This window comes from Pantoea sp. PNA 03-3 (assembly GCF_003201175.1).
In the GTDB taxonomy this organism is placed as follows: domain Bacteria; phylum Pseudomonadota; class Gammaproteobacteria; order Enterobacterales; family Enterobacteriaceae; genus Pantoea; species Pantoea stewartii.
Genome location: NZ_QICO01000010.1, coordinates 22553 through 33870, shown reverse-complemented (window position 1 = coordinate 33870; position 11318 = coordinate 22553). Strand labels below are relative to the sequence as shown.

Genomic DNA, 11318 nt, shown 5'->3' with positions numbered 1-11318 from the left:
GCAGAGAGGGCTGAGCAGGACCGGGAACCGGTCAGAGAGGATTATTCAGACAGGTAAGCGACTTACTGGCGGATAAGGCCTGTGCGCTTCAGCAGTCGTTCCCCGGCCAGAACTGACCGGGCGCAGGCAAAAAAGCCGATATTCCAGCAGAGCAGCGTCAGGACCGACAGCACGGCACCGACCGTCAGCGTCAGCAGTGCCGTCAGGAAAGGGATCATGCCCTGCGGCATCATGTCACTTTGCAACGTGCGAACGGCGAGTTCATACGCAAACAGGTTGCTGTGCGATGCGATGTAGTGATGCAGCTGCATGCCGTACCGCCACAAAATGAACGCACTCCAGGACAGGAAGAGAGTAAACCAGGTAATGGCAGTGCGAACCGCACCCTTGAACTCCAGCATAAAGACTCCTTATCAGGGAAGAATGAATACACTTTTTGAACGACCTGATTAAACGTCGCAGCGCCCGCCGCAGACGCCGGTCAGGCTTTGCCGGCGCGAGGAGGCGCAATATCTCCGGGATGGCATAAGGTACGCACGCACGGGTACGACAGAGAAAACGCAATCAGGGGAGGTTAAAACAGAAAATGGCTTTCAGGAACGCTATGGCATGATGCCGGCAATGGATTTGGCCAGCTGGGCTTCAAGCACCGGTTTGGCCGCTTCGAACTTCAGGTTAACCTTGTCGGCGTTCGATACCACGCGGGTCTGGTACTTCAGGCGGTTGCCCTGCTCGCTGCTGGTCTGCAGCTTCACGCCGGATGTTCCCTGGCGGAGTGCCGCGACGTTATCCGTGGTAACTGCCGCCTTGCTGCGCTCGGAAATCTGCAGATCGGTCACCATGGTAAAATTCACGTCCTGCACCATGGCGTCAGCTGCCATCCCGATAATGCCCGCTGCAAGGCCGGCACCCAGCACGGCACCACCGGAGTTACCGTTATAAGCAGTAATGCCGCTGCCCAGCGCCGCGCCCATTGCTGCACCCTCGTAGCCGTTACTGAGGAAACCCTGCGCCTGACGCAGATCCATTTTGTCAGCTTTAAGCACGTTGGCCTGTACCCAGTAATTGGCCGCATCCGGACTTGAGGTCAGCGTATATCCCTTCGCCTGCAAATCCTGCCCAATCAGGCCGTACAGGTCGCCCATGTCTTTATCTGAGGTGTTGCGCACCTGCACCCAGACTGTTTTGTTGCTGGAAGGCTCAAGCCAGATGGTCTGACTCATCTGCGTTTTGACATCGAGGTTGCGTTTTTGAATGGCGGTACTCATCGCGCCACAGCCGGACAGCAGAAGACAGGCAGCAGCAATCGCCGCCACCGAAGCAGTGCGGTTTCTCATTTATGTTTCCTTGTTTAATAGAAATGGGCTTGACGCCCGGGACATTGGTTCTGATTTACTTCAGATGATAAGCCCCTGTTCATAATGAACGAGAGGCTAGATGGTCAAGGGCAGGAGGTTAGATTTTTTTTAAAAAAATAAATATTTTCTCAAGCGCCACTCCAGCGCCAAGCCTGTTAATTTCAAGTCCTATTAACAAGTTACCAATCATCAACAAGGCAAATAGCAACCCTGTTATAGAAAAAGCGAACCATGTTGAATAAGCAGACAATACAGTCGAGAAAATCATCAAAGTAATAAAAAAAACAACAGTTTTAGTTGCAGTATTTTTCAGATGATTAAGAACAACCGAATTTTCTCGGACATCTTTTGGTATTGAAAAATACAATATGAATTTATTGTAAGTTAATAAAGTAAAGAAGGCCCCCACTACAATCGTTGGTAAAACAAATACCCACCCATCACTTTCAAAATAGTTCAGGATGCCATCCAAACCGGCCTGAGAATGGTAACCTGTCAGGTATACTAACGTAGCACCTATAACACTAAGGAGCGTCGCTATAAAAGGGACAGCTGCGCTCAATTTAAATGAACGTGATGGAGATGGTATTAGCCGCCCCCCTGAAGAGAAGCCCTCCATGAGCGCAGATAAATCACGGCTAATGTCTGATGCAGTTAGATTTTTCATGCCCCTCTCCATCGTTAAGAAAGTTATTATTTCTGATTAGCTCGAATTTTATCCAGCTTCTCTTTGTAATAATCGTACTTGTCACTATCATCACCGAACCTGGTCTGCTTTAAATCTTCTTCTGTACGCCTAATCTGCTCATTTAAAACAGCGGTCTGATGCTCTCCCCTGAGTATACCACTGGATGCCTGAACAGTGGTTTTATTTTTGTCTATTTCTCCGCCAGTTCGTCCGATTTTTCCAGAATTTTCAGCGTATTTCTCTGATACGCGGTTGCCAATATTAGGAGCTATATCAGCCTTATCGGCCTGAGAACTGATACGCTCAATGTTGTGGCGGTAGTCATCTTTCATTTCCAGCGGCGGCGATCCCGGGGGCGCAACCAGATTGTGTTCGTGCGAACCCTGCACGCCTCCATTAGTTCCAACTGAAGATCGGTGTGGCAACGCATTAGCCTGCGCAGTACTCGCTGCATAGTTTTGCATAATTTCAGGCTCCAGACGCTCATGCATGAATTCCATGGCCGCCCCTTGCGCTGATGTCGCATGGGCAAGTACGTTCTGAGCATCACTGCCATATTTATTCGATGCCCAGTCAACAAACTCCTGGGTATAGTTCGCATCCAGGCTGGCACTTTCGTTTCGGGCAAGCGAGGCCATACGGCTGTATTCCTGGCTGCGAGTGGTGCTGTCGGTGTACTGATGGTACTGACTTTTCGCCTCATTCATCGTTGCTGCAAACTGCGCCGCCAGTGAATTTGATTGATTATCTGAATGGCTTCCCGACTCACTCACACGGGATGATGTGACCATATCGAGCCCTTCACGGAAGTCTTTAACTACCTGACTGTTCTGATCGTGACGGAAATCACGGCTTTCAGAACCGCTGTCCTGCGTACTGTGCGAGCTACCGGAGGTATGCCGCCAGTCAGTATTCAGATTCCCTTCCACACCGCCACTTATGCCAGAGCCCCACTTAACAATTTTACCGGCCAGTTCATCACCCGAGTCAAGCTTGGCGTACAATCGTGCTCCGGCCCCCATGCTTCCCTGATTGGTGATATCCATCAGTTCCTGTGTTGCCTGCTGCTGAGAGATATTGTGTGATTTTGCATAGCTCTCCACTGCCGATTCCATTTTGCTGGCTCCGCGCGTGATGTTGCTGGCCACGCTGCTGTCGCTGCCCTGCGTCAGCGTGTCGCTGTTACCGGTCTGGGTGGTGATCTGGTGCATCTGCTGGAAGCCGCTGTTAATGCTGTGGTTATAGCCGTCCAGCGCCGTCTGCGCCTGCTGCTGCGCCTGACGGGACTGCTCAGAGAACCCGCTGCTGGCGAGCGAACTGAGGCGCAGGTTCACCGGCAGGTTGGATATCGCCCCGCTCGTGTCATAGACGTTATGCCCGTCCGCCGTCTGCGTGTGCATGGCCCCGCTGCCGGTCTGGAACGACTGCTGACCGGACCGCTCGACCAGGTTAGTGTCAAATTTGTTGCCGCTCACGTTGTCCATCGACATGTTATTAAAGGACCAGTTCCCGTCCGCTGCGGTGGAGGCCTGACCGCTGGTTGTGAACGCCGACGAGCTGAGAATGCCGCCCACCACCTGCGACGCCACCGAACCGGCTCCCTTGGTCAGGAAAAAGGACATGACCGGTATCGAGGCGCTGAGGTAACCCGCCAGCGCCGCCGCGTCGGACTGCTGCAGCGCCACCTGATCGCTGTTGGACAGCACCAGTGCCGTGCTGCCGGTTTTGGTCTGCAGGTAGTAGTTCATCAGCGAGTTCAGGATGGCGTACATCACCGGCCACATCTGAAAATACAGAAATCCGCCCGCGTACATCTTCAGTGTGTTCAGCCCGAAGATGCTGTGGTTAACCAGCGACAGCGCAATGACCAGCGGAAAAAGTCCTATCAGGATAAGCATCATCAGGGACTGCATCAGCGGCAGCGCGCGTCCCACGATGACGCCCGTTGAAGCCCAGCTCAGGCGCTGTTTGGTCAGGCTGGACTCGGTGGCCAGCGTGACCAGGTTCGCGGTGTCAGAGGAGCGTGACGCAAATCCTTTCCAGCCGTCCCGGACGGCCGCATTGGTGATGTTGTTGCGCATAATCTGCGACGCCATGAGGCCGCCCGCGTAGAAGAAGCCGTAACTCTCGTTCATGGCATTGAGCAGCAGCGAATCGGCATTCGCCTTGTTACCGAACAGTTTTGTGGCCAGAGAATGAACCGTGCTGCTGCCCGGCACCGCATCACGGCTGACAAGATCCTGAATCGTGGTCGCCGCCTGCTGGCAGGTCACAAACCCCCGGCCGCTGCCGGTGTCCTCATACAACCCGCGCAGCGGGCTCGGCTGGCGGGTGATAAGCGTCAGCGGGTCACTGCTGTGCAGGAGATCGTATACCGTGTATTTATGGTTCAGCAGAATGTCACCGATGACGCAGTTTTCCACGTACTGCGGCAGCAGCGCGGATAACTGCGGGTTTTCGGTGCGAAAATCTGAGGTCTGCGCAATGACGTTTGAGCCAAACAGCATGCCGGTTTTGGTATAGGTCAGCGAGTCCGGGCGCGCCAGGGCTTCATCATACAGCTGCGCCATGTCGAAGCCGCCCGCCGTCGACAGGCCGGCGATCATCGCGATGCCTGCCGGGACGTTGTCCACTTCGTACACGCCGGCCGGATCGGTGATGTCGATAATCTGTACGCTGCGCTTCGGCACCAGCAGCACCGAGGTGATTATCATGAACACCGCCAGATACTGCAGGAACACCAGGGGATTGCGCGACTTGATAAAGCTGACCAGCACGCCCAGCACCCCGAACATGCTGACGATGCGCAGCAGCGTGGTGAACGAGTTGGTTCCGAGGATGGTGACCAGCCCGTTGAAAACCTCCCGCCACATGCCGCCGCCGTAAATGGTGTAGATATCAGTCATTACCGGTCCCCCAGTTGTAATTGCTCTGGTACGAGGTCGAAAGGATGGTGGATACCTGCTGCTGCAGGTACTGCATGTTGCGGTCAATGCCGTCCAGCGCGTTCTGGTCGGCGGTGGACTGGAGTTTCATCTGTGCCAGCAGCGACTGCGCCGTGGCGATGTTGTTGCGCAGCTCCTTCGCCGCCTCTTCCGGATAGTTCCGGCCAGCCAGTGATTCGCTCGCCTGCTGGACCAGTTCGTGCAGGTACTGGATCATCATGTCCTGCGCGATAAAGTCCGCCACCTGCAGCAGATAGGTCGGGCTCATGCCCATGCTGTGTGAGTTGGTCAGGTACTTCAGTACCGGCACGGAGGTGGTGTTGATGAAGCCTTCTTCCTGTGGCGTCAGTGCGGTGTCGCTGTCGAGCTGACTGTCGATGGCCAGCATGATGTTGCGGACCTGCGCCACAAGTGCGCTGTCGCTGCTGACGTTGACGGTGGTGATGACAGGTGCAATACACAGGTCAGTGGTATCGCAGCCGTAAATTTTTGCCGAGCCGCCGCGCATCAGCACGTTAATGATGTCGCGGTTATCCACCATCGGCGTCAGGATGGTGACCTGCCCCTGGGGATTAAACACGATGGAGCCGATGACGCTCATCACCAGCTCTTTCAGCTCGGTGTTGCCGTCAAACAGGTGATTACGGCCCAGGGCATCCCAGATAAGGTTTTTGTTCTTCAGCACCTGGTCTTTCATGTTGTCAGGCGCACGGCTCGTCACATTGTCTGACTGTCCGCCCACGGTGCAGCCCTGACGCGACGCCGCCCAGTCGGAAAAAATGTTGTCTTCGCCGGCAATGTCCTGACAGATTTTCTGGCTGGACACCTGGGTCACCGGCCACAGCCCGCCGATGATACCCTGTGCGGCCTGGCAGGAACTCATGTTCGCCGAGTTGACGTCTGAGGCCAGCTTCTGCAGGAAATCTTTGGCCTGCTTCAGCTCCGGCACCATCGTCTGCAGCGCTAGGTCAAAGGCATAACCTGCAGCGTTACTCATGATCTGCTTCACGAAGCGCTGCAGTTCGGCCCCGTTGATGTAGGAAAAGGCCCCCAGATAGGCATCAATGCCGCCGCAGCCGGCGTTCAGCGAGGGAACCTGCATTGAGATGAGCTGCACCTGCTTGACCTGGTTGCGCAGATAAACCGAACCGCCGGTCATGTAGCCCGCCGCCTGTCCCTGCCAGGCCTGTGCCTGCGACACATTGCCGTCAAAGCCCAGGCTTGAAAAATAGCCGTTCAGGTCGCCCTGAACGTCGGCTATCGCCGGGCTGGCTATCAGCATCGCAGTCAGCGCTGAGACGCACAGTTGCCTGACGGCCTTCAGCATGGCCATCCGCCCGAAAAACTGCTTTTTGATGTTATTCACGTTGTTGTCAGCCTCTGAGTGTCTTCTGGCATTGCCCGGCCGTGCGGGCGGATTGATTGAACCCTTTCATGCTTCGTGCCGGTCGGTCATAAACCCGTTACGCCGCAGCGTGATGCTGATTAATGCGCCCGCACCTGTACCGCCGGCGAGGGAAAGCAGAAAAAGAAGCGGAAAGTCCCGGACAGCACTGAGCAGGCCAGCCCCGGCACCCGCGCGAAGCACGAGCAGCCCGCCCTGCGTGAAGTCACAGACGAGCCAGGCATACAGCCCGGCTGCGGCCAGAAAAGAGGTGCAGACAATCAGCAACGCCGTCTCAAGGCCTGAGAGCGTCAGTGGATGTTCATTCATGATGTGTTGCCTCAGTGCTACTGAGTGGTCACCAGTCCGCTGGTCGGAACCGGGCCGAGCGTATCGGGTGCCACGTGGTCGGCATCGGCCTCGATCATCTGCCCGAGGCGCTGGCTGAAGGTGTTCATATCGGTTTCACCCTGAAAAAGCGGATACGCCGTGTTGGTGTTCACGTTCACCAGAAAGGTGGTCGGCGTGGCGATGGGCAGGCCGTTGCCGAAGAAGGTCAGGATTTCCCCGGCGATGGGCTCATCCGGTCCGGTCTTGCGCGGGATGAGCGGATACGGAAATGATGCATCTCCGTAGCCGTCCAGCGTGTAGGGGTAAACCTTCACGCTCTCTTTGTCAGCCCATGACCGCAGCAGCGGATCGAACTTGGCGCTGTGAGGGCAGCTGCGCTGCATGAACACCACCACCGCGTAATCATTGAGGTTAAACGTCCGGCCGTCGGCAAGAGTCACGGGATGCGGTGGCCGGACGCCCGCCGTGCGGCGCATCTGTCCGCCCGGCAGGCCCAGATCGGGCAGGCGCACGCCCTGCTGCGCCTTGGCCCGCTCCAGCGCTGCCACCTCGTCCGCCACCGACGCCTGCGCGACAGACGGCAGCAACAGCGCCGCCAGGAGTAAAATCCGTTCAGGCTTCATGGTTTTCATCTCCGTGACGGGACCGGATTTCGGTCACGATAAAAACCAGCGCGGCCAGCCCCAGGCACACCCCCGCGCCGATCGCAAGGATCTGGTGCGTCAGCGCCACGGAATACTCCAGCAGCTCCCGCAGGCAGTTAAACACGATGCCCGCCATAAACAGCGTGGCAATACACGGAAGTCGTTGCATCATTTACCTCGTTTGGCTCTGCTGCGGAGATACCATGCGGAGAAACCCGCGAATCCGGAAATCAGCACGCAGGTTTCGTAGAATCCCCGGAGTGAATCGTTGGTCTCCTCGATCCAGACGTCGCGATTTAACGCCGCTTTTATACAGGGCTCAGCTACAGGAGGCTGTGGCGGCGCGAAGCGGTCGCTTGCCGAAACCTCAGCCAGATTCTGGCTGGCCTTATGTATCTGACAGCCCCATGCCTGTCCTGCAGGCGCACCGCGCACCGCCTCTTCAGCCCAGGTCAGAAGCAGCTGCCCCCCGCTGCCGGCTTTGTCAGCGGAGAGGAGAAAGAGGAAAAAAAAGATCAGCGCTGGCCATACCACAAAGGTCTGCAGTGTCAGTTTTCCGACACGTTGCACAGCCGTCAGCCGTGCCTGCCATACAGGTGAAATCAGTAGCACAGGAACTCCTCAGAAGTTGGGTTTAAAGCCGGTGGCCACGTTGAGAAAACGCTTGGCCAGGTCATCCTGGGTCATAAAGCCGTAGGCCAGGGGGCGCTGTGTTCTGGCAACCGGGTCGACCAGGAACAGTGCCGGAAAGTGCGTGATGCCCATTCGGGCGCTCTGTCCGGTGTCCGGGCGGCTTTCAGGCAGTTGGGGCGAGACGATGCCGTCGACGCTGACCGGGATAAGCCGTATGGTGTGACGCTTACAGAAGTCCGCCACCACGCCCGCCATCTGCGCATCAATCGGGTCTTTCCCCCGGTAGAAGTAAAAGAGGCCGTACTGACCGGCAATCTCGCTGATGGCCGTGGCCTGCGCTTTCTGGTCTTCTGCCTGCTGCAGGGGCGCGGTGCTGTTGTAGTGCGGGTGCTCCAGGTTGTAGTCCAGATCCGGATGGTCCAGCTCTGCCACCGCAAACGACTGGCTGAACATCGAGGCATGATCGGTCCAGAACTTCTGCCAGCGCAGGAAGGTCGCCGTGTTTTCCGCCGTGGGATGCAGGATGGCGTTCGCCAGCGCCTCCCGGGTGTAGCCCTTCAGAACGTCTGCCTGCTCAGTGGGGGACAGCCGGCTGAAGTCCGGTATCGCCGGCGGTGCTGCCCGTGTCCGGGGGGCCGGCCGCGAAGGCGGCTTTTTCGGCTCGTTGTACCAGTGCCAGCCGGTGAACGGATTCGCGGGCGGCACAACCGCATCGGCGGGCGTCCCGTCATCCGCCACCGCCGCGCCCGTCATCAGCAGAAAGGCAAACAGCAGTTTTCTCATTTTTTATCTCCCTGGTGAGCCTGAACCTGTGCCGCAACCCGGTCTTTTGCCTGCTGAATCATCACTGACGCATTCGGGATTTTCTGATTGGCCATCAGGTCGCTGTAGAAGTCCTGGAAGTTAATCCGGTCAAAACTGATGGACTGCAGCTCCGGCACGGTGATACCGCGACAGTCAGGTGAGTCGCCGCTGCCGAAGCCAACGTGCAGCTGATCACGACGGCCCTGCTCCTGAATGATGCGGCTCAGCTTGCTGCCGAACACGCAGTAGACCTGGCTTTTCTGCACGCAGACGCCCAGTACCGCGTGGTCGCACTTGTCGCCGACGTAGACCGTGACCTTTTTGGCCTTCGCCTTGCCGATGGCCATCTCCTCGCTGTTGCAGTGCGCCAGCCCGGCGTTGTTGCCCCAGCCGGTGTCCACACAGCAGTTGGAGAAGCCGGCAACGGCCTTGCGACACGACATGGCCTGGCCGGTGAAGGCCCGGATGTCGATCTGACTGCCGTTTTTCACGTCGTCACCCGCCGAGGCGAGCCCGGCCAGTTTTGACACAGACATGTCAAAGCCGTTGTCTCCCGCGCCGTCCGTTTCGCTGCAGTCGCCGGTGCGGCAGAAGTACTGCCCGCCGCACAACTGCCCCTCTGACTGGTACACGGTCTGGCACTGGTAGGTGTCATTTTCATGCATACAGGCCCCGGCCTCCGACTGTGAGCAGCTTCGCCCGGCCAGCGTGCAGTTACGGTTGTTGATGAGCTGGTCGCAGTTGCCGGTCGAGTTCACCGGGACGACATAGGCGTCCGAGTACTGCCAGCAGTCGCTGTACTGGGTGTAATCCCGGCCGTTCTGGGTAATGGTGCGGTTCCCGCCCGGATCTACGCACTGCGAGCCCGCGCTGCTGGTTGCCGTTGATTTGTCAAAAGGACAGCTTTCGGTCCAGACAACCCGTGACGATGTGGTGTCCCGTTCTGCCGTCATGGGGAGCGTAATCCTTGCAACGTACTTCCCGTTTGCCAGTGCCCTCTTCAGTCCATCGCGGTAACTGTCGTTATGGCCAGAAGAATTCCACCGGAGCCTCATGGATATGATCTGCCCCTTACTGACATGCTGTGACGCAATGGAGAAAGCGCCTGAATTGTTGAGGTCGAATGTGATCGACTGTCCTAAAGACTGCATTGAAAAAGTAAATCCGCCACCGTGATAGTCTGGTGAGTCTGGCTGCTGAAAAAGCCAGCTTCCACTGCTCAGCGTTCCGTCGTCGGGGGCCGTAAAGTCATACCGGACCCACCAGTCCCCTTCGTCGTTGCCTGATGAGTTCCTTGCGTCCATCACAAACTGCGTGGTGTAGGTTTCTTTAGAGCCGGTCACCTGGATGCTTGCGGTGCGTGCGCAGGTCTGAATCTGGTTCACGTCTCTGTCACAGCTGTAGTTTTCAAAGACCGACTTGGAGACGACCTTTTCACTGCACTGCGAACCGGTGCCGTCCACGATACTGCCGCCGTTCGCCTCGGCATTTTTACCGTTCTGGATAAAGTCCGCATTCGGATCGATTTTAGTAGCGGGGTTTTTCGTGCTGGAATCATTCACCGTCTGCCCCGCTTCATTCTGACTGAGCGACGTCTGACCTTTGTCCGCTATCCCGCCGTCACCGCCCCGCACGCCCCCGTAGTTGCTGCTCTGTGAAGGGCTCGGGGTGTAGCCGGGGATGACCGAAGCGGGGTCAGTCCCGCTGGCCGCCGACGTCCCCTGATGTTTATTCCCCTGAGCAAAACCGCTCGCATCGTTAAAGGCATCGCTGTTGGCATCGGCATACGCGCCACGGATGCCGCTCATCAGCAGAAACACAATCAGCCAGAACCGTTTCATCGTGGGTGCTCCCCGGCCTGCAGCAGCTGAGCGGCGGTACCGGCGCAGTCACCATGCTGCTGCACCTCTTTCAGCGCCTGTTTCAGCTCCAGGCTGCCGTAAATCACGTCGAACTCAGCGCCACAGGTCACCACCAGTGCCGGTACGGCCTTAATGCCGTACTGCCTGAACAGTGTCGGATCGATCTGAACGCCGGCCTGTTTGTCCTTTTTCGACAGCTCAAACATCATCGAGGCGGTTTTGCGGAAATCATTGTCCACAAGCCCGCGAATGGTCGCCGGGATGCCAAAGCGCCGCGCATCTTCCAGCATCGGCAGCAGCCCTTCCTGCGGAATACCCAGGCTCACAAAGTAAACGGCCCTTGGCGCGTCGCGGCTGGCGCTGTTCTGCTCCTCCTGAGCGGCGGCTATCTCGTTCTGAAACCCTGTCACCCGCCCCTGCTGCGCATCCGGCAGGGCGATATTCGTGCCCTGAAGCTGCTTTTTAAACAGCTCAAGGTCGCGCTGCTGCTGTTTCATCCAGGCCACGTCGTTCTGACCGGCAGCAGGCTGTTCGGCCGCACGGGCGAACGTGAGCGCGGTACCGAGTACCAGCACCGTCATCAGGAAAGTTTTCATGGAAAATCCTCTGAATAAGTCATGCTCTGCCGGGCGACGCGCTGCGTCAGCGG

Annotated in this window: 12 protein-coding genes; all 12 read right to left on the bottom strand. The window is 57.4% G+C overall.

The features are described 5' to 3' along the window. Positions 1 to 62 precede the first annotated feature (62 nt). On the bottom strand, positions 63 to 401 hold the full coding sequence (locus tag C7433_RS20570; protein ID WP_110268821.1) for a hypothetical protein: 339 nt from the start codon (positions 399 to 401) through the stop codon (positions 63 to 65). A 201-nt stretch (positions 402 to 602) separates the two neighbouring features. Then, on the bottom strand, positions 603 to 1337 hold the full coding sequence (gene traT, locus C7433_RS20565; protein WP_110268820.1) for a complement resistance protein TraT: 735 nt from the start codon (positions 1335 to 1337) through the stop codon (positions 603 to 605). A 118-nt stretch (positions 1338 to 1455) separates the two neighbouring features. Then, positions 1456 to 2025 (bottom strand): hypothetical protein, encoded by a 570-nt coding sequence (locus tag C7433_RS20560; RefSeq protein ID WP_110268819.1) that lies wholly within the window; start codon positions 2023 to 2025, stop codon positions 1456 to 1458. Positions 2026 to 2051: 26 nt separating this feature from the next. Next, entirely contained in the window at positions 2052 to 4952 is a 2901-nt protein-coding gene (gene traG / locus C7433_RS20555; protein ID WP_110268818.1) for a conjugal transfer mating-pair stabilization protein TraG, read from the bottom strand. Then, positions 4945 to 6318 (bottom strand): conjugal transfer pilus assembly protein TraH, encoded by a 1374-nt coding sequence (gene traH / locus C7433_RS20550; RefSeq protein ID WP_110268837.1) that lies wholly within the window; start codon positions 6316 to 6318, stop codon positions 4945 to 4947. The genes traG and traH overlap by 8 nt, the downstream gene beginning before the upstream one ends. Positions 6319 to 6423: 105 nt before the next feature. Next, positions 6424 to 6705 (bottom strand): hypothetical protein, encoded by a 282-nt coding sequence (locus C7433_RS20545; RefSeq protein WP_110268817.1) that lies wholly within the window; start codon positions 6703 to 6705, stop codon positions 6424 to 6426. 17 nt (positions 6706 to 6722) lie between these two features. Further along, complete coding sequence (gene trbB / locus C7433_RS20540) at positions 6723 to 7349, bottom strand: F-type conjugal transfer protein TrbB (protein WP_110268816.1); 627 nt, start codon at positions 7347 to 7349, stop codon at positions 6723 to 6725. After that, the gene (locus C7433_RS20535; RefSeq protein ID WP_233255807.1) at positions 7339 to 7542 is read right to left on the bottom strand and encodes a hypothetical protein; all 204 of its coding nucleotides are present in this window, start codon (positions 7540 to 7542) and stop codon (positions 7339 to 7341) included. The genes trbB and C7433_RS20535 overlap by 11 nt, the downstream gene beginning before the upstream one ends. Next, positions 7539 to 7982, bottom strand: coding sequence for a hypothetical protein (locus C7433_RS20530; RefSeq protein ID WP_110268814.1), 444 nt, complete (start codon positions 7980 to 7982; stop codon positions 7539 to 7541). The genes C7433_RS20535 and C7433_RS20530 overlap by 4 nt, the downstream gene beginning before the upstream one ends. A 9-nt stretch (positions 7983 to 7991) precedes the next feature. Beyond that, positions 7992 to 8786 carry a type-F conjugative transfer system pilin assembly protein TraF gene (traF, locus tag C7433_RS20525; protein ID WP_110268813.1) on the bottom strand — a complete coding sequence of 265 codons (795 nt, stop codon included), beginning with the start codon at positions 8784 to 8786 and terminating at the stop codon, positions 7992 to 7994. After that, positions 8783 to 10648, bottom strand: coding sequence for a type-F conjugative transfer system mating-pair stabilization protein TraN (gene traN / locus C7433_RS20520; protein WP_110268812.1), 1866 nt, complete (start codon positions 10646 to 10648; stop codon positions 8783 to 8785). The genes traF and traN overlap by 4 nt, the downstream gene beginning before the upstream one ends. Beyond that, on the bottom strand, positions 10645 to 11265 hold the full coding sequence (trbC, locus tag C7433_RS20515; protein WP_110268811.1) for a type-F conjugative transfer system pilin assembly protein TrbC: 621 nt from the start codon (positions 11263 to 11265) through the stop codon (positions 10645 to 10647). Before trbC ends, traN begins: the two co-directional genes overlap by 4 nt. Positions 11266 to 11318: the final 53 nt, after the last annotated feature.